The organism is Micromonospora sp. URMC 103, from assembly GCF_051386435.1.
Lineage (GTDB): Bacteria > Actinomycetota > Actinomycetes > Mycobacteriales > Micromonosporaceae > Micromonospora.
In genome coordinates this window covers 578,180-594,592 of the sequence record NZ_JBPQTR010000003.1, presented here as the reverse complement: position 1 = coordinate 594,592, position 16,413 = coordinate 578,180, and the positions used below count along the sequence as shown (strand labels likewise).

Sequence of the window (16,413 nt, the reverse complement as noted above, 5' to 3'; positions counted from 1 at the left end):
AGGGCCGGGGTTCGGGGCAGCGCCCCGAGGTCTTCGAGGTCTTGTCGTCCGTAAACGTGGCCGGCCGGCCCGGCCGATGCCGGCCGGAGGTCGCCAGCAGGCCGGGGCCGGGCCGGCGCGGCCCGCTTTGCGGGCCGTCTTGATCCTTAAGAGGGGAATTCGGCAGTCAACGCGTCCATCTATGTGATGCCTCTGGCAAACAGCGCCACCACAGTCGGGTTTTTCGTGCTGAGCCCGATTTGCTCGGCCCAACGTCCGAGGCCGATGAGTCCAATCTCGTGGGCCTCTTGTTCAGTGACGGCCGCGACCACCGCGCTCAGGGTGGTCGCACGATCGCCAAGTTTGGAGATGGCGATCGGGTGTACCCGTGGGTCGTCCGTGTCGCCGTCACTCTCGCACCAAACGCGCGACGTTCCGGCGTACTCCACTGTCATGACCCACGTCAGGGTGGCTGCTGATTTCATGGTTGTCCTTTTGAAGCGCAATTCGGCAGTCTGGACCGCAACGCTATGCGCCGAGTAGTTGCGTGCAGTAGGCGGCGGTCGCGTCGTCGTGGGCCTTCCCGCGGGGCCAGCGCTCGCCCTGTAGGTCGGAGTCTTCTGCGGCACGAACACGGCGGATCAGCTCGGCTGGGCCGTGGTCGTGCAGGATCGACAGGAGGCCGGTCCAGTCGGTGAGGCCAAAGCGGTCGGTAAGCCGGCTGGCTCCGTCACTGAGCAGCGCTGCGGCTGTCACGTCCTTGATCGGTCGGCTTCCCACGATCGCCTCGTCGGCGGCTCGTGGGTCGGCGGCGGCAACCCAGAATCCGCCTGACTTGTTGCGGTGGGCGCGGAGTGCCTGCACGTAGTCGCGGCGGGCTTGGTCGTGCTCCGGTGTGCCATTGGCGAGGTTGTCCATTGCGGCCCGGTAGTGCTGCCCGATCTCTGCCTCGCGGTCGTCGCTGATGACGAGCGGCGCGTCGTCGGCCTGGTTGAGCACGGAGTCGGCCAGCACCAGGTACTCAAGGTGGTCACGACTGGTCCGGAGCATGATGACCGTCGCGGACGGGGTGCCGGGGTCGTCAAGGTGGCAGGTGTCGTCGTGTAGGGCGGCTGTCTGCCTGATCGCCTCGGCGAGGATGGCGGGTAGCTTCTGGTCGCTGTCGTCGGCGAGGCCGGCGAGCAGTGCGCCCCCCAGTTGGCGGGTGTACCAGGCGACGCCGTGCGAGCAGCGCGAAGTGGTGCCGGACAGGCCGGCGCCATCGAGGAGGACGACGCCGCTGGGAGTGGCCGCGGTGAAATCCTCGTTGGCCTGGTCGCGCTTCGCGGGACTAGTTGCCATGGTGACCTGCATCAGTTGTCCTCCAACCGGTGAAGCGGCGTCAGCAGCTCGACGTGGCGTGGCTCGCGGGTGTCGGGGTCGTACTCGGTGCCGACCAGCACGGAGAAGCGCCCGGTCTTGACCTCGTTGAACAAGTCGCCGAAGCCTCACCCCACCCACACCCGCGCGGAACGTGTTGAGGGCCTGGTCCTGGTCGTCATCCTGCTCCTGGTGGCCGGCTTCGCTGGGGCCGCGTCGTTCACCCACGTCAAGGACTGGACCCTCGACAACAGCCCGCCCGGCACGGGGGCGTGGTTCGGCTGGGCCAACGCCGTCATCTCCGAACTCGTCCCGATCGCCGCCCTGCTGACCATCCGCCGCCGCAAGCGCACCGGCGGGCCGATCGGCTACCCGATGTTCCTGCTCGTCGCCGCGTCACCCTCTCCCTCGCCGCACAGCTCGCCGTCGCAAAACCCGGCCTGTCCGGATGGCTCCTGTCCGCCGTCCCCGCGCTGGCGTTCATGGGCCTGTCCAAGCTCATCCTCGGCACCGGACCCGCCCCGGTCCCCGCCGACGAACCCGCCCCCGACTCGGCTGCGCCGGTCGTCAACCCGGCGGCCCCGCCCGTCGAGCCGACGCTGGCTGTCGAGCCTGAGCCCGTTGTCTCGGTCCCGGTCGAGCCGACCCGCCCCGGCTCCGGTCGCCCCGGTGCCGCCAGCCGCGTTCGCCCGCCGTAACGGCACTCCGCTGACTCGGGAGGTGACCCGATGAAAGAGCACTTCTTCTCCACCCTGTTCCTGGTCGCCGGCCTCGCCGTCTTCTGCTGGGACCAGTACCGGCTCGCCGCCGCCCGCTTCGAGCTGGCCGCCCTGCAACGCGCCACCCGCCGCGACCCGCTCACCGGACTGGCCAACCGCGCCGGGCTGGCCGACGCGTGGACGCAGCTTGCCCCGCTGCGCCCGTGGGTAGTGGTGGTCGACCTGGACGGCTTCAAGCCCGTCAACGACACCCACGGCCACGCCGCCGGAGACCACGTCCTCACCACCGTCGCCTCCCGCCTCCGCTCGGTTCACGGTGTCGCGGCCCGCCTCGGCGGGGACGAGTTCGCCGCCCTCCTCCTCGACCCGAACCCGGCCGCGGCTGCCCGCCAGTTGGCCGCCGCCATCGCCGCCCCCCGTCCGGCTTCCCTCCGGCGTTGTCCGTCGCAGTGACGGCGAGTATCGGCCTCGCTCCCGCCAACCCGGCCGGGCTCGCCGCCGCCCTGGGCGACGCCGACGCGGCCATGTATCGGGCCAAGACCACCCGCGCCGGCGTCGTCGCCTACGACCCGCTGCGCGACGACCACACAATGTCCCGTGCACTGTTCGGGCAGTGAGCGCACCGTGGCTCCCAGCGTGGCTCCCACGAGCGTCCAGACGCTGACCTTGACGGATACGAAAGAACCCCCGACCCTGCCGTTTTGGCTGGTCGGGGGCCTTCTCCTGCTCTGCGCGCCCGAAGGGACTCGAACCCCTAACCTTCTGATCCGTAGTCAGATGCTCTATCCGTTGAGCTACGGGCGCTGGTGCTCAGCCAGCCTACACGACCGACTTTCGCGCGGAGACTCCGGGATTCGAACCCGGGAGGGGCTTTAAAACCCCAACCGCATTAGCAGTGCGGCGCCATAGACCAGACTAGGCGAAGTCTCCCTGGTGACCGGCAGGCCACCGCGCCCGAGGATACAGGTCTCCACCCGCCCCGAGCAAAGCGACTTCGCCATCCCTCGCGTGGAGTGTCCGCCCCGCCGTCCCCGCCACGGTGTGCGCGGGCGTGATCAGGACTACTCTCCATCGATATGCAGGAGCAGCCCCCGAGCGAGCCGGCCCGCCGCGAGCCTGCTGACGGTGCCCGGCGGCGCTCCCCGAAGGCGACCTTCACCCCGCCTGTCGTGCCGGCGGCCACCCCCGAACCGGCTCCGCCACCGGCCGCCAAAGCCGGCAAGCGCACCGGGCGCGCCAAGGCCGCCCCGACCGTGCTCTTCCAGCCGCCCGAACCCGAGAGCCCGCCCGTCAGCCCAGGAAGGACAGCGTCCCCGGAGGCGCAAGCGCCGCGCAAGATCCGGAACGTGGGCGACGTCACCCTCCCCCGGCAGTCGGTTCGGCCGACCTCCGACAGCGCGGAGACGGCGCCCGGCCCCGCCACGTCCCAGACACCGGCGACGGGGACAACGCCCGGCCTGACCACGCCGTCGACGCCGGCGGCGGAGACAGTGCCGGGCCCCGCCACGCCGCTGACACCAGAGGCGGAGGCGCCACCCGCGCCCGACGCGGCGGCGGCCGCGTCGACACGGGCGGAGGAGCCGGCACCGGGGGGCGCGACGGCACCCCGTGCGCGGAAGACCACCCGTACCGCCAGGACCACCGCGCCCAAGGCCACCACCGCCAAGGCCACCACCGCCAGGACGACCCGGTCAGCCAGCGTCGCCAGCCGGGTGACACCCGCCGAGACGCCCACCGACGGCCAACCCCCTGCCGCCGAGGCGTCCGCCGCCGACGCGACCACCCCCACCGACCAGGCGGCAGTCCGCGCCGAGGCCGCCACGCCCCACGAGGCCAGCCCCACCGGAAAGGCCGCTGCCCCGAAAAAGACCACCGCGGTCAAGAAGGCCACCGCCCCCAGGAAGGCCACCCCGGTCAAGAAGGCCACCGCCCCCAGCAAGGCGGCCGCTGAGGTCACGAAGGCCACCCGGACCGCCAAGATCACCCCGACCGAGGCCCCACCGACCGGGGCCGCTACCACGGCCGCGGCCGCACCGACCCAAGCCGACATTGGCGCAGCCGTGGCCGGACGGCACCGGGGAACGGATCCGACCGAGGCCGCACCGATCGGAGCCGACGCCACGGCCGCGGCCGCACCGACCCAAGCCGACACCTCGCCCAAGGCCACACCGACCAGGTCCGACACCCCGACCGAGGCCGACACCCCGGCCGAGGGCAACGCCCCGGCCGAGGTCACCGCCGCGGCCGGGACCGCCGTCGTCAGGGCGGCGCAGAGCGCGGCCCAGGTCGTACCCGCCACCTCCCCGGAGCTGCGGGCGATCACCACACGCGTACTCGAGCATCCCGGCTTCGCCCCCGAGCTGCTGGCGCTGGCGGCGGTCGAGGCGCTCGGCCCGAGCGCGCGGGACTGGGCGGACCGGCTGCGGGCGGCGTACCCCCAGGCGACGCCGGACGGGCTGGCCCGGCTCGCGACCCGGCGGTTCGTGCGGCTGGCGGGGGTGGGCGGCGCCACCGCGGCGCTCGCGGGTGTTTTCGCCCCGCTCGCCGAGCTGGCGGCGGTCCTCTGGACGCAGGCCAACCTGGTGCTGCACCTGGCGGCGGCGTACGGGCGCGACCCGGTCCACCCTGATCGGGCCGTCGAGCTGCTGGTGCTGACGCAGGTGCACCCGGACGCGGCGAGCGCGCGTACCGCCCTGGAGGCCGCGCGGGCGGCGGAGGGCCCCGGTGACGCGCCCTGGCCGCGCGTGGCGGAGGCGGCGTGGCGGCTCGCGGCGCCGCTCGCCGCCCAGGCCGGCGGCTGGTTGGCGCTGCGGCTGGCGTCGCGGCTGCTGCCGGGTGCCGCGGTGCTCGCGGCGGCGGCCGGAGACGCGGCGGCGGCCGAGCGGCTCGCCGCCCGGGCGGTCACCGCCTACCGGTCGGGCAGGCGGAACCTACCCAAGGCTTGATCGACACCGGATCGCCGATGTTGCGGCATCCGAGCCACCGGGACACCGCCACGTCGGCGAAACGGTGTGGATCAAGCTGTCACAGCCAGTCGAACCACTCCTTGGGCAGGAGCGCGTACCCCACGAAGGCCACCACGTCGAGCACGGTGTGGGCGACGACCAGCGGCATCACCCGGCGGGTGCGCAGGTAGAAGAGGCTGAACACCACGCCCATGACGGCGTTGCCGACGAACGCGCCGAAGCCCTGGTAGAGGTGGTACGAGCCGCGCAGCAGCGCGCTCGTGGCGACGACCGCCCCGAGCCGCCACTGGAGCTGCCGCAGCCGGGTGACCAGGTAGCCGACCACGATCACCTCCTCGAGCACGGCGTTCTGGACAGCCGCGAGGACGAGCACCGGCACGGCCCACCAGGCGTCGGGCAACGCGGCCGGCACCAGCGTGGCGTTGACGCCGAGCTGCGCCGCCACCCAGAACAGGGCGAGCCCGGGCAGGCCGATCAGCGCCGCGAGGCCGGCGCCGCGGGCCAGGTCCGACCCGGGCCGCCGGGCGTCGAGGCCGAGCGTCCGCGCCGGGTCGCCGGGGTCACGGCTCAGCAGGTGTACGGCGAGCAGCACCGGCAGCAGCGCGAAGACGATGCCGAGCAGCTGGTACGTGAGGTCGAGGTACTGCCTCGTCGAGGCGGACGTGTTCAGGGCGGCGGTCTGTTTCGAGAGCCCTCCCTCGGCGGTGAGCTTCGCGATGATCGACACGACCGCGTAGACCGCCGACTGGCCGAGGGAGAGGCCGAGGACCAGCAGCGTCTCGGTGCCCAGCGTCCGGCGGGAGACGGGGCGGGTGAGCTCAAGGGTCACCGCACCACTCTGCCCGACGGAGGGGCCCGCCGGCACCGTCGCGCGTACCACGGGAGGCCCGGCGTGCGCCCGGGACGAAGACACCCGGGACGGTCGAACAAGCCTCATGTGCTGGTCGCACATTCTGTGCGACCGGTCGACACACTCCGTGGAGATTCTATGGACGCCCCATTCGCCGTCAGGAGAGGGAGCGTGCCCTGTGGAGAACTTCGCGCGGTTGCTGAAGGAGAGCTGGACCCTCGTCGAGGAGCACCGGGAGCGGCTGAGCAGCCACTTCTACGCCCGGCTGTTCCTGCTCGACCCCGCCCTGCGGCAGCTCTTCCCGGTGCAGATGACCGGTCAGGGCGACCGGCTGCTCGAAGCGATCATCACGGCGATCCACACCGTGGGCGACCCGGAGAGCTTCGACGAGTTCCTGCGCGCGCTGGGCCGCGACCACCGCAAGTACCAGGTCGAGGCCGAGCACTACGCGACCATGGGCGTGGCCCTGCTGGACGCGCTGCGGAGCACCGCGGGCGACGCCTGGAACCTGGAGTACGACCAGGCGTGGCGGGACGCGTACGCGGCGATCTCGGAGAAGATGCTGGCCGGCGCGGCGGCCGACGACGACCCGCCGTACTGGCACGCGGAGGTGCTGACCCACGAGCGGTACGGCGCCGACACGGCCGTGCTGACCGTTCGCGCCCTCCAGCACCCGCTGTCGTGGAAGGCGGGCCAGTACCTGAGCATCGAGTTGCCACGCCACCACCCGCGCGTGTGGCGGACGTACTCGGTGGCGAACGCCCCGAACGACGACAACGTGCTGGAGTTCCACGTCCGCGCGCCCGGCGCCGGCTGGGTCTCCGGAGCGCTCGTCCGGCGTGTGCAGCCCGGTGACCTGATCCGGCTGGCCGCGCCGATGGGCTCGATGACCCTGGACCGCGCCTCGGAGCGGGACATCCTATGCGTGGCCGGCGGTGTCGGGCTCGCACCGATCAAGGCACTCGTGGAGGAGCTGGTCAGCTACAACCGGACCCGCTGGGTGCACGTCTTCTACGGCGCGCGACGGGAGACCGACCTGTACGGGCTCGCCGGTCTCCGCGAGCTGGTGGCCGCGCACCCGTGGCTGTCGGTCACCGCGGCGTGCAGCGAGGACCCGGACTTCGAGGGCGAACAGGGCGACATCGCCGACGTGCTCGGCCGGTACGGGCCGTGGACGGCGCACGACTGCTACGTGTCCGGTTCGGCGCCCATGGTCCGGTCGACCCTGCGGGTGCTCGCCGCGGACGACGTCCCGCCGCCGCACATCCGGTACGACACCTTCGGCGAGCTCTGACGACCTTTTCTCCCCCCATCCGGGGCGCGTGCCCCTGTCCCCTGGGGCGCGCGCCCCGGCCCTGCTCGGCCGGACCCGGCCCGCTCAACCCGAACCGGCTGCGCGGGGCCGGGTCGGACGGTCGCCGCGCCCGGCCGGGACGATCAGTACCGCCACGGCTGGCCCGACTCGCGGTACTCCTCGACGGGGACCAGCGGCACGCCGGGCGTCATCCGGTCGACGTAGAGCCGCCCCTCCAGGTGGTCGATCTCGTGCGCGACCAGCCGCGCCATGCCGTACTCGAACGACGTGATGATGCGGCTGCCGTCCCACTGGGCGTGCTCGACGTCGACCCGCAGCGGGCGGGGCACGAGGCCACGGTGGTCGAAGAAGGAGAGGCATCCCTCGTACTGCTCGTCGCTGTCCGGTGACACGTCGACCACCCGGGGGTTGAGCAGCACCACCGGGTCGGCGTGCCGGTCCGGTGGCCGGACCACGGCGACCGCCCGGCCGACCCCGAGCTGCGGCGCCGCGATCCCGACCCCCTTGCTGAAAGGGTGCAGTTCGTCGAGGCGGACGAGGGCGGCGGAGAGGCGGTCGACCATGTCCCGGGCGGTCGCCTCCTCGGCGGGCAGGTCGAACGGGCGGGCCGGCTGGCGCAGCAGGTCGTCGCCGCGCTGCACCACGCCCGCGGCCCGCATCCGGTCGCTGGGGCGGATGCGGCCGGTCGGCGGGTTGTCCGGCTCCGGCTCGGGTCGGGCCCGGAACCGCCACTGCATCCGGTAGCGGGCGTTGAGCGGCGGGTCGTCGGTCTGCCACTCAAAAATGGCGCGGACGCCCTCGTCGCGCCGGTGCACCGGGGTGCGCAGCGGGCCCTCCTCCGCCGAGAGCGAGGTCTCCGCGCCCCAGACCTGCGGGTCGAGGGCCGCCGGGAGATCGAGGCGTACGGCGAGGTGCCGGGTCGGCAGCCGGACGGCCCGCTGGAACCACGGCCCCCACTTCTCCGCCCCGACGCGGTACGCGTACTCGATGGTGGCCCGGTCGCCGGGGTAGAGCGGGAAGCGCCGGTCGCCGTTCTCGAAGAGCAGCCAGATCTCCTTGAACGCGTCCCGGTCGTGCTTGGCCCGCCAGTGCATCGGCTCGCGCTCGCCGGCGCCGTCGTCCCGGTACGCCCGCAGCTGCAGCTCGGCGAAGGTGAGCGGGTGCTCCCGGTGGTGGCGGTTGGAGCGGCCCGGGTCGTTGGGGTACCGGTCGACGGCCACCCGGACGAGGTAGCGGGTGACCGGTTCGGTGCCCGCGTTGTACAGCTCCCGCCGGATCACGCACCGGTAGCCGTCGTCATCGTGGATCAGGGTGGCCACTTCCCGCTCGACCACGAGGCCGGTGCCGGGCGGAAGCCACTGCCCGGGCAGGGGCAGTTCGCGGTGCGGGTGCCCGTTGCGGGCCTGCCGGACGTCGTCGTACTCCCGGAAGCGCTGCCAGATGGCGCCGCCGGCCTCGAGGACGGCCTCGGCCCGGCGGGCGAAGTCCTCGGTCGGGCGGTGCCGTCGCCCCTCCACGTGGCTCACGTACGACGGGTCGAAGCCCATGAGCACGGCGAGCTGTTTCTTGGACAGCCGCCGGGCGGTCCGCTGACGGGCCAGTTCGGCGGCGAAGGAGTCGGCAGCACGATCGAGGGGTGAGGTGGTCATCGGCTTCCTCGGGCCGGGAGTATCAGTTTCACGTTCCGTGGCCGGACGCACACGGAAACTGCCACCTTGCCGACACTCTCCTTGACAAGCGAGCGACAACCGTCGATCCTGCGGCGCTCGTCGGCGGAGGCCAGAGTTTTTCGGCGCAGGCCAGGGGTACTACGCCGGGGCGCGGAGCACGGCTTCGCGCGGGGCCGGGAGTGACCCAGACCTCCCGATCCCACCGGGGGCAGGCCCTTCCCCGCGCCGGGAAGCTGTGGTTAGGCTAGCCTTAGCTCAACGGACCACGTTGGGGACGGGGGATGATCGAGTGACAGCGGTGATGCCGGGGCGGGATCTCGCCGCCACGCCGCTGGCTCCGGTCACGGCGGCCCTGCGGGCGATGTTCGGCACCAACGACGTGCCCGGCCTCGCGACCGGTCTCCTCGTCACCGATGAGTTCGGCTGGTCCCCGGCGACCACGCTGGTCGACGGCACCCGGCTCCCCGAGTTCCTGCACGCCGCGAGCGTCCGCTGGCGTGGCACCCCGCACGCCTGCGCCGCGCTGGCCTGGAAGTCGTACAGCTACTGGACGGCCCTTCCGGTGGTCCTCGGCTGGGCGTCGGCCCGCCGCGTGCCGCTTCTCGACCCGTCCGACGTGCTGATCCACTTCGAGGACCACCGGCCGCTGCTGACCCTCGGGCTGCGCCGCACCACCACGGTGGCGGTGCTGCCGACCGACCCGCTGGCCGTGGCCGGCGGTCCCGAGGTGCGCGTGGTCGCGGGCGAGGCCGAGCTGCTCGCCGCGCTGCGGGCCTCGCTGCTCGACGCCCACCTGGCGCCGATGATCGCGGCGATCCAGGCGGAGGTGCGGATCGGCACCCGCACGCTCCTCGGCTCCGTGGCCTCCGGCATCGCGAACGGCATCCTCCGCGCCGCGGACGGCCTGCCCGGCTCCTCGGCGGAGACCATCGACACCCTGCTCGGGGCGCTCGACCTCGCGGACCTTGTCGAGCTGGTGCCCGGCCCCGCCGGCGAGCCGACGGTCCAGCGACGCACCTGCTGCCTCGCCTTCACCCTTCCGCAGCCGAAGGTGTGCCGCGGCTGCTGCGTCCGCGAGGTCTGATTCCCCGGCGCGGCGACGTCGGCCCCGCCGTCCTCAGTCCGTCAGAGGCCGGACGTCCCAGACCCACACGCCGCCCGAGAAGAACGGCTCGATGCCGGTCAGCTGGGTCATTGCCCGACGCAGCGCGTCGGCGTTCCACTGCGGGCCGAGGATCACCACACCGGCCCGCCAGTACCGCAGGTCGTCCACGGCGTTGACCCGGGCCTGCGGGGTGATCGGTGGCACCGCCCCCGTACGGCGGACGATCGTGAAGAAGCTGCTGGTGGGGCGCGGCGGCGCGGTGAAGAGGGCGGCGCCCCGCTCCTCGGCGTGCGGACGGTCGTCGGGGCCGAGGAAGTAGCCCCGGGCGAGACGCATGTCGAGCCGGGTGGCCGCCGCCCAGCGCAGCGGCTCGGCGTAGTTGGTGTCCGGCAGCGGCAGGGTCACGACGCTCCGGTCGCCCGCGACGTACGGCCGCCATGCGCCGGAGGTCACGAACCGCGGCACCGGGTCGAAACGGGTCGCGGGCAGCGGGGTCGGCAGGATCGGCAGCAGCGCCATGGCGAACACGGTCACCGCCGCGAACCGGATCTGCGGTCGCGCCACCGGGTGCCGCACCGCCAGCGTACGGATGCGGTCGGCGCCGAAGGCGAGCAGCAGCCCGACGATCGGCGTGATCGCCAGGGCCCACCGCGTCGGCACCACCGAGTGCAGGATCGGCAGGTCCTCGAGCAGCGCCCAGAGGCCCGGGACACCGGTCTCCCGCCCCTCGAAGATCACCTCGCGGCCGAGCGACAGCACCGCGAACAGCAGCCCGAGGGCGGCGAGGCCGACCACCAGGAGGTTGCGCCGCAGCCACCAGACGAGAGCCACGAGAAGCACCACGAGCGGCCAGCCGAAGAAGCTGTTCTCCTCCGTCGGGTTCTTCGCGAGGCCGACGGCCGTCCGGGCGCTGCCCGCGAGGGACTCCCGCGAGTACGCCACGAAGGACCCCAGGTCGGAGGAGTAGCCGCGGATCAACCGGGACAGCCCCTGGTACGCACCGGGACCGAAGAACTGCACGTGGAGGGGGTACGCCAGCAGCACCCCGGCCACCACGGCCGCGACGCCGAGGCCCGCGAGGAACGGGCGGGCCCGCTGTCGCAGCTCCCGCCGCCCGACGGCGAGCGTGGCCACGATGACGCCCAGCCCGATCGCGGTCATGAACAGGACCTCGAGGTTGAGGAACGCCTGCCAGACGATGACCAGTGCGAGCAGCACGCCGTTGCGCAGCCAGCGCCCCGGTTCCCCGAGCCGCAGGGTGCGCCAGATGATCAAGGGAACCACGAACTGCGACACGATGTTCGGGTGGGCGTTGGCGTGCGACACCATGGCCGGCGCGAACGCGCAGAACGCGGCCCCGAGCCAGGCCGGCCCGCGGCTGCGGACGAGCACCCGGGAGAAAAGGAAGTACCAGGCCACACCCGTGGCGATCATTCCGAACGTCAGAAAGAGCAGGAAGGAGGTACGCGGACCGAAGAAGACGGTGATGGGCGTCAACGGCAATGAAACGGATAATACGGATGTATTAGCCATCAAATTGACGACGTCCGGAACGTTCATCCGGTCCGAGGTGAATGGATAGGCGAAATGGGTAACCACGCGCGCACCATGCGCCATCATCCACTCGAACTGGGCCTGGTCGGACCTGTTGTCCCGTACGCCGTTGCGCGGGTCGAGCCACAGGCGGGCGGTGACCCAGAAGCCCAGCGCCACGAAGCTCAGCACGGCGAACGCATCGATCCGGCGCCCGTTCCCGAAGCGACCACCCCGCTCCGGGCCGCCGGGGGCTTCGGCCGCGGAGCCGCCCGCCGGGGGGCCCGAATCAGGAGTAGTCATAACAATTCGGAGCGTAGTCAGGCTAAGGCACCGACGTGACATGTTTCGGGGTACTGCCGTACCATGTGCCGGGTTCGCTGACCGCCGATCACGTGCCACCCCCCGACCGCTTTTCGGCGACCACGTTGCCCCGATTCTTCTGCCCCCCGCGCGGATGATTCACTCTGTCGGTCCAGGCGCGGGTCGAGTCATACCGTGAGGAATCGACGCATGGCAGATATCACTGGGGACCAGCGCATCCAGTCCGAGGTGCTGGAGGGCCTCGCGACCGCGGTGAATCACCGTCGCTGGTTCGTGGAGCTGGCCATGCCCTACCTGGGTGACAACCCCATCGAAATCGGCAGCGGCCTCGGCGACTACGCGCTGGAGTGGGCCGACCGTCTCCCGCGGTTCACCGCCACCGAGGCGGACCCCGACCGGCTGGTCCGGCTCAAGGAGCGGCTGGCCGACCGGCCGACCATCGACGTCCGGGAGATGCTGCTGCCGCACTCGGAGCGCGGGGACTACAGCGCGGCCGTGTCGTACAACGTGCTGGAGCACATCGAGGACCACGTGAGCGCGCTGCGCAGCATGCGTGACCTGGTCCGGCCCGGCGGCGCCGTGATCATCATCGTGCCGGCCTTCCAGTTCGCCATGAGCCCCGCGGACGTCGCGACCGGGCACGTCCGCCGGTACACGAAGAAGACGCTCGCCGGGGCGATGACCGAGGCGGGCCTGACGGTCGAGAAGATCCACTACGCGAACGCGCTGGGCCTGCTCGGCTACTTCACGGCGACCAAGGTCTTCCGGCTCATGCCGAAGGAGGGCCCGATGGTCAAGCTCTACGACACCGTCGTGCTCCCGGCGACCAAGGCAGCCGAGCAGCTCGTCCGCCCGCCCTTCGGCCAGTCCGTCTTCGCCGTGGCACGCGTCCCGGCCTGACCCCCGTCCCGCGATCTTGCACTTTCGGCCCGGCGTTCGTGGCCTTCGTCCCGTGACGTCCGGGCACGAAGTGCAAGATCGCGGGGGAGTCGGGTTACTCCTTGATCTGGTACGTGGGGCGGATGACCGCCCGGGCCAGCGTGTGGAAGGCCAGGTTGAACCCGACGTAGGCCGGGGTGGCGTCCGGGGTCAGGTCGAGACGGTCGACGTCCAGGGCGTGCACCGCGAAGACGTACCGGTGCGGGCGGTCCCCCGGCGGCGGCGCGGCACCGCCGTAGCCCTGCTCGCCGTAGTCGTTGCGCACTGCGAACGCCCCGCCGAGGTCGACGCCCCCGCCACCGCCCGCGCCGCGGGGCAGCTGGGTCACGTTCGCGGGCACGTTGACGAGCACCCAGTGCCAGAAACCGCTGCCCGTCGGGGCGTCCGGGTCGTAGCAGGTCACCGTGAAGCTCCGCGTCTCGGCCGGGAAGTCCGACCAGGTGAGCTGCGGCGAGAGGTTCTCACCCCCGGTGCTCGGGTGCGCGTGCCGCGCGTCCATCGGCTCGCCGTTCTGCACGTCGTCACTGCTCAGCGTGAACGAGGGTACGGTCGGCAGCAGCTCGTACGGATCCGGGGCGATCGGTCGTTCCAGGGTCATCGGGACGCGTCCTTCCGGTGTGCGCGCAAAGTCCTGCGCCCTTCTTACCCCGCAACGGGCTCGTATTCGACCGGAAGCGCCAGGTGTGGTCAAGCCGTTCGTCTCACTACCGTTGTCCTCAAGCAACCGTCCCGGGAGAAAATTCTTGGCCACCATCTGGCGTGACTTCTTCGCGGCCGTGCTGACCGCGATCCGGCGCCGCCCCGACGAGCGGGCGATCGCCGAGGAGCGCCGGCGCGCGGTCGAGCGGCTGGCCGAGGAGCGGATCCGCCAGGCACGCGAGTCGACGGACCCGCAGGACTGACGGCTGCCTTCGGCCCGGCCCCGCGGATCGGCGGCTCAACGAGTCGACGGCGGCCGCCTCTTGTCGACCGCCCAGCCGGGACGTCGAGCCACGAGCCACCCGTGAAACCCCGGCCCCCGTCGTGAGCGGAGGTTCGCGATTCGGGGCGGAGGGTGTGGGATTCGAACCCACGAAGAGATTGCTCCCTTACCGGTTTTCAAGACCAGCGCCATCGGCCACTAGGCGAACCCTCCCGGGCCACGACCCGGAGGTACGCGGCCGTGCCTAGTCTGCCATGAGGGGCAACCGCACGAGGAAGCCCTCACCGCGCGGCCTCCACTGTGCGCGACCCACCCGGTGATCATGAAGTTATCGTCACGACACGCCGCGCAGCGTGCCGATAACTTCATGATCACGCCATCTGAGGCGGCGAGGGGCGGGCGAGGCGCGGGCGGGGGCGGTGGGGGCGTGCGGCCGGCGGCGGGTGGGGTATGACTGGGGGATGCGCGCGATCACCGTTCCGGAGCCCGGCGGACCCGACGCACTGGTGTGGGCCGAGGTGCCCGACCCCGAGCCCGGCCCCGGTGAGGTGGTCGTCGACGTACGGGCCAGCGCCGTCAACCGGGCCGACCTGCTGCAACGGCAGGGCCATTACCCGCCACCGGCCGGGGCTCCCGCGTACCCCGGGTTGGAGTGCGCCGGCGTCATCAGCGCGACCGGGTCGGACGTCACGGGCTGGCGGGTCGGCCAGGAGGTCTGCGCGCTGCTGGCCGGGGGCGGGTACGCCGAGCGGGTGGCCGTGCCGGCCGGGCAGCTGCTGCCGGTGCCGACCGGCGTCGACCTGGTCGACGCCGCGGCGCTGCCGGAGGTGGCCTGCACCGTGTGGTCGAACGTGGTGCGCCTGGCCGGGCTGCGTGCCGGCGAGACGCTGCTGATACACGGCGGCGGCAGCGGCATCGGCACGTTCGCGATCCAGCTCGGGATGGCGCTCGGCGCCACCGTGGTGGTGACCGCCCGGGCCGCGAAGCACGAGCGGCTGCGCGAGCTGGGCGCGGCCCACACGATCGACTACCGGGAGCAGGACTTCGTCGAGGAGGTCCGCCGCGTCACGGACGGCCGCGGCGCGGACGTCGTCCTCGACATCATGGGCGCGTCGTACCTCGGCCGGAACGTCGCGGCGCTGGCCACGGGCGGCCGGCTCGTGGTGATCGGGTTGCAGGGTGGCCGCAAGGCCGAGCTGGACCTCAACGCGTTGATGACGAAGCGGGCCACGATCGCGGGGACCACCCTGCGGTCCCGGCCGATCCCGGAGAAGGCGGCGATCGTGCGCGGTGTGCGCGACGAGGTGTGGCCGCTCGTCGAGGCCGGGCGGATCCGGCCGATCGTGGAGCGCCGCCTGCCGATGGCGGAGGCCGCCGCGGCGCACCGGTTCGTCGAGGGCGGCGACCACGTCGGGAAGGTGCTGCTCACAACCGGGTGACGGCCGCCGCCGCCTCCGCGTCGGCCGGCCGGGGCAGCACGAGCCGTGCGCCCGGTCCCTCGCTGCCCAGCGTGTCGCCCGGGTTGTAGAGGGTGCACCGCTGCAACGACAGGCAGCCGCAGCCGATGCAGCTGTCCAGGTCGTCCCGGAGCTTCGTCATCAGGCGGATCCGCTCGTTGAGCCGCTCCCGCCAGGTGGTGGAGAGTCGGGCCCAGTCCGAGGCCGTCGGCGTACGCCCGGCGGGCAGGGAGTCGAGCGCCGCCCGGATCTCCTCGAGCGAGATGCCGACCTGCTGGGAGATGCGGATGAACGCCACCCGCCGCAGCTCGGCCCGGGCGTACCGGCGCTGGTTGCCGCCGGTGCGCTCGGCGCGGATCAGGCCGAGCCGCTCGTAGTAGCGCAGGGCGGACGGCGCCACCCCGCTGCGCTCGGAGAGTTGGCCGATGGTGAGGGACTCGTGCATCACGTCGCCTTGAGTTGAAGCATGGTTTAACTTGCAGGCTAGCGGCATGACGACGACGACCGCCAGCGCCACCCCGCCCGCCAGCGCCCGCAGCACGCCACAGGGCACCGTGCCCGCACCACCCGCGCCGCCCGTGCCCCGTCCGGTCGCGGCGCCCGTGCCTCCGCCGGTCGCGGCGCCGCTGGAGCGGGTACGCGCGGGACGGGAGTTCGGCGCCAACGTGTACTCGACGATCGACGTGCTCTGGGTGCTCTACGACCGCGTCCTGCGGATCACGCCCGACACCGTCGACGACCCGGACCGCGACCGGTTCCTGCTCTCCAAGGGCCACGCCGTGGCCGGCTACTACGCGGTCCTCGCCGCGAAGGGCTTCCTCCCGGCCGGCTGGCTGGACGAGCAGGGCGGCCCCGACAGCCGGCTCGGCGACCACCCCGACCGGACCCTGGTGCCCGGCGTGGAGATCGGCTCGGGCTCGCTCGGCCACGGGCTCGGCCTCGGCGTGGGCACGGCGCTCGGGCTGCGCGCCCAGGGCCGGCTCACCCCGCGGGTGTACGTGCTCCTCGGCGACGCGGAGCTGGACGAGGGCTCCAACCACGAGGCCATCGCATACGCAGGCGCAACCGGCCTGGGCAGCCTGACCGCCGTGGTGGTGGACAACCACTCGGCCACCCACGGCTGGCCCGGCGGACTGGCGGCCCGGTTCACGGTGAACGGTTGGAGCGCCGCCATGGTCGACGGGCGCGACCACGACGCCCTGCACCGCGCCCTGACCGGACACGACAACCACCGGCCGCACGTCGTCGTCGCGGTCGTCGACAGCGGGGAGTGAC

15 protein-coding genes, 3 tRNA genes and 2 pseudogenes are annotated in these 16,413 nt (G+C 72.5%); 9 read left to right on the top strand and 11 right to left on the bottom strand.

Translation table 11 applies throughout. The features are described 5' to 3' along the window. Positions 1-179: 179 nt before the first annotated feature. From ACSNOA_RS03225 to ACSNOA_RS03215, 3 genes are read right to left on the bottom strand one after another with little or no spacing between them, the layout of a single operon-like run. Positions 180-464 carry a hypothetical protein gene (locus ACSNOA_RS03225; protein WP_436656034.1) on the bottom strand — a complete coding sequence of 95 codons (285 nt, stop codon included), beginning with the start codon at positions 462-464 and terminating at the stop codon, positions 180-182. Between the two features lie 43 nt (positions 465-507). Further along, a complete protein-coding gene (locus ACSNOA_RS03220) occupies positions 508-1,332 on the bottom strand; it encodes a hypothetical protein (protein WP_436656032.1) in 825 nt (274 codons plus the stop codon). Further along, positions 1,332-1,454: a hypothetical protein gene (locus tag ACSNOA_RS03215; protein ID WP_436656030.1), complete on the bottom strand. Its 123-nt coding sequence runs from the start codon at positions 1,452-1,454 to the stop codon at positions 1,332-1,334. Before ACSNOA_RS03215 ends, ACSNOA_RS03220 begins: the two co-directional genes overlap by 1 nt. On the opposite strand from ACSNOA_RS03215, the pseudogene ACSNOA_RS03210 reads away from it, so the two are divergent. Together ACSNOA_RS03210 and ACSNOA_RS03205 are read left to right on the top strand one after the other, a co-directional pair. Next, positions 1,447-2,070 (top strand): annotated as a pseudogene (locus ACSNOA_RS03210) (DUF2637 domain-containing protein). The gene ACSNOA_RS03215 and the pseudogene ACSNOA_RS03210 overlap by 8 nt on opposite strands. Continuing rightward, positions 2,067-2,647, top strand: a pseudogene (locus tag ACSNOA_RS03205) (GGDEF domain-containing protein); the annotation flags it as partial. The pseudogenes ACSNOA_RS03210 and ACSNOA_RS03205, both read left to right, overlap by 4 nt. A gap of 141 nt (positions 2,648-2,788) precedes the next feature. On the opposite strand, the gene ACSNOA_RS03200 reads toward ACSNOA_RS03205, so the two are convergent. Together ACSNOA_RS03200 and ACSNOA_RS03195 are read right to left on the bottom strand one after the other, a co-directional pair. After that, positions 2,789-2,861 (bottom strand) — tRNA-Arg (locus tag ACSNOA_RS03200). 35 nt (positions 2,862-2,896) lie between these two features. Next, positions 2,897-2,987 (bottom strand) — tRNA-Ser (locus tag ACSNOA_RS03195). 146 nt (positions 2,988-3,133) lie between these two features. Here ACSNOA_RS03195 and ACSNOA_RS03190 point away from each other — a divergent pair. Next, on the top strand, positions 3,134-5,002 hold the full coding sequence (locus ACSNOA_RS03190) for a hypothetical protein (protein ID WP_436656028.1): 1,869 nt from the start codon (positions 3,134-3,136) through the stop codon (positions 5,000-5,002). 79 nt (positions 5,003-5,081) lie between these two features. On the opposite strand, the gene ACSNOA_RS03185 is transcribed toward ACSNOA_RS03190, so the two are convergent. Beyond that, positions 5,082-5,852 (bottom strand): CPBP family intramembrane glutamic endopeptidase, encoded by a 771-nt coding sequence (locus ACSNOA_RS03185; protein WP_436656026.1) that lies wholly within the window; start codon positions 5,850-5,852, stop codon positions 5,082-5,084. A 199-nt stretch (positions 5,853-6,051) separates the two neighbouring features. Between ACSNOA_RS03185 and ACSNOA_RS03180 the strand changes: the two genes are divergently transcribed. Beyond that, the gene (locus tag ACSNOA_RS03180) at positions 6,052-7,167 is read left to right on the top strand and encodes a globin domain-containing protein (protein WP_436656024.1); all 1,116 of its coding nucleotides are present in this window, start codon (positions 6,052-6,054) and stop codon (positions 7,165-7,167) included. Between the two features lie 143 nt (positions 7,168-7,310). Here ACSNOA_RS03180 and ACSNOA_RS03175 read toward each other — a convergent pair whose 3' ends face one another. Next, positions 7,311-8,837, bottom strand: a complete 1,527-nt coding sequence (locus ACSNOA_RS03175) for a peptide deformylase (RefSeq protein WP_436656022.1) — start codon at positions 8,835-8,837, stop codon at positions 7,311-7,313. A 322-nt stretch (positions 8,838-9,159) separates the two neighbouring features. On the opposite strand from ACSNOA_RS03175, the gene ACSNOA_RS03170 reads away from it, so the two are divergent. Then, a complete protein-coding gene (locus ACSNOA_RS03170; RefSeq protein WP_436656209.1) occupies positions 9,160-9,942 on the top strand; it encodes a hypothetical protein in 783 nt (260 codons plus the stop codon). Positions 9,943-9,975: 33 nt separating this feature from the next. Here ACSNOA_RS03170 and ACSNOA_RS03165 read toward each other — a convergent pair whose 3' ends face one another. Beyond that, positions 9,976-11,799 carry a hypothetical protein gene (locus tag ACSNOA_RS03165; RefSeq protein WP_436656020.1) on the bottom strand — a complete coding sequence of 608 codons (1,824 nt, stop codon included), beginning with the start codon at positions 11,797-11,799 and terminating at the stop codon, positions 9,976-9,978. Between the two features lie 210 nt (positions 11,800-12,009). Between ACSNOA_RS03165 and ACSNOA_RS03160 the strand changes: the two genes are divergently transcribed. Further along, positions 12,010-12,720: a class I SAM-dependent methyltransferase gene (locus ACSNOA_RS03160; RefSeq protein ID WP_436656018.1), complete on the top strand. Its 711-nt coding sequence runs from the start codon at positions 12,010-12,012 to the stop codon at positions 12,718-12,720. Positions 12,721-12,814: 94 nt separating this feature from the next. Here the strand turns inward: ACSNOA_RS03160 and ACSNOA_RS03155 are convergent, their stop codons facing one another. Further along, positions 12,815-13,357: a YbhB/YbcL family Raf kinase inhibitor-like protein gene (locus ACSNOA_RS03155; RefSeq protein ID WP_436656016.1), complete on the bottom strand. Its 543-nt coding sequence runs from the start codon at positions 13,355-13,357 to the stop codon at positions 12,815-12,817. Positions 13,358-13,502: 145 nt separating this feature from the next. Here ACSNOA_RS03155 and ACSNOA_RS03150 point away from each other — a divergent pair, with 145 nt between their 5' ends. Continuing rightward, positions 13,503-13,661, top strand: a complete 159-nt coding sequence (locus ACSNOA_RS03150) for a hypothetical protein (RefSeq protein WP_436656014.1) — start codon at positions 13,503-13,505, stop codon at positions 13,659-13,661. A 146-nt stretch (positions 13,662-13,807) separates the two neighbouring features. Here the strand turns inward: ACSNOA_RS03150 and ACSNOA_RS03145 are convergent. Further along, positions 13,808-13,894: transfer RNA gene (locus tag ACSNOA_RS03145), tRNA-Ser, on the bottom strand. A 248-nt stretch (positions 13,895-14,142) separates the two neighbouring features. Here ACSNOA_RS03145 and ACSNOA_RS03140 point away from each other — a divergent pair. Further along, on the top strand, positions 14,143-15,120 hold the full coding sequence (locus tag ACSNOA_RS03140) for an NAD(P)H-quinone oxidoreductase (protein ID WP_436656012.1): 978 nt from the start codon (positions 14,143-14,145) through the stop codon (positions 15,118-15,120). On the opposite strand, the gene soxR is transcribed toward ACSNOA_RS03140, so the two are convergent. Then, positions 15,107-15,583, bottom strand: a complete 477-nt coding sequence (gene soxR, locus ACSNOA_RS03135; protein WP_436656010.1) for a redox-sensitive transcriptional activator SoxR — start codon at positions 15,581-15,583, stop codon at positions 15,107-15,109. The genes ACSNOA_RS03140 and soxR overlap by 14 nt on opposite strands. A gap of 46 nt (positions 15,584-15,629) precedes the next feature. Here soxR and ACSNOA_RS03130 point away from each other — a divergent pair, with 46 nt between their 5' ends. After that, positions 15,630-16,412 (top strand): transketolase, encoded by a 783-nt coding sequence (locus tag ACSNOA_RS03130; RefSeq protein WP_436656008.1) that lies wholly within the window; start codon positions 15,630-15,632, stop codon positions 16,410-16,412. The last annotated feature ends 1 nt before the right edge of the window (position 16,413 follow it).

Bases quoted from the DNA above. Each gene is read 5' to 3' on its own strand.
- ACSNOA_RS03130 (WP_436656008.1), top strand. From the start codon at position 15,630: ATGACGACGACGACCGCCAGCGCCACCCCGCCCGCCAGCGCCCGCAGC.
- ACSNOA_RS03160 (WP_436656018.1), top strand. From the start codon at position 12,010: ATGGCAGATATCACTGGGGACCAGCGCATCCAGTCCGAGGTGCTGGAG.
- ACSNOA_RS03165 (WP_436656020.1), bottom strand. From the start codon at position 11,799: ATGACTACTCCTGATTCGGGCCCCCCGGCGGGCGGCTCCGCGGCCGAA.
- ACSNOA_RS03225 (WP_436656034.1), bottom strand. From the start codon at position 464: ATGAAATCAGCAGCCACCCTGACGTGGGTCATGACAGTGGAGTACGCC.
- ACSNOA_RS03155 (WP_436656016.1), bottom strand. From the start codon at position 13,357: ATGACCCTGGAACGACCGATCGCCCCGGATCCGTACGAGCTGCTGCCG.
- ACSNOA_RS03140 (WP_436656012.1), top strand. From the start codon at position 14,143: ATGCGCGCGATCACCGTTCCGGAGCCCGGCGGACCCGACGCACTGGTG.
- ACSNOA_RS03170 (WP_436656209.1), top strand. From the start codon at position 9,160: ATGCCGGGGCGGGATCTCGCCGCCACGCCGCTGGCTCCGGTCACGGCG.
- soxR (WP_436656010.1), bottom strand. From the start codon at position 15,583: ATGCACGAGTCCCTCACCATCGGCCAACTCTCCGAGCGCAGCGGGGTG.
- ACSNOA_RS03175 (WP_436656022.1), bottom strand. From the start codon at position 8,837: ATGACCACCTCACCCCTCGATCGTGCTGCCGACTCCTTCGCCGCCGAA.
- ACSNOA_RS03190 (WP_436656028.1), top strand. From the start codon at position 3,134: ATGCAGGAGCAGCCCCCGAGCGAGCCGGCCCGCCGCGAGCCTGCTGAC.
- ACSNOA_RS03220 (WP_436656032.1), bottom strand. From the start codon at position 1,332: ATGCAGGTCACCATGGCAACTAGTCCCGCGAAGCGCGACCAGGCCAAC.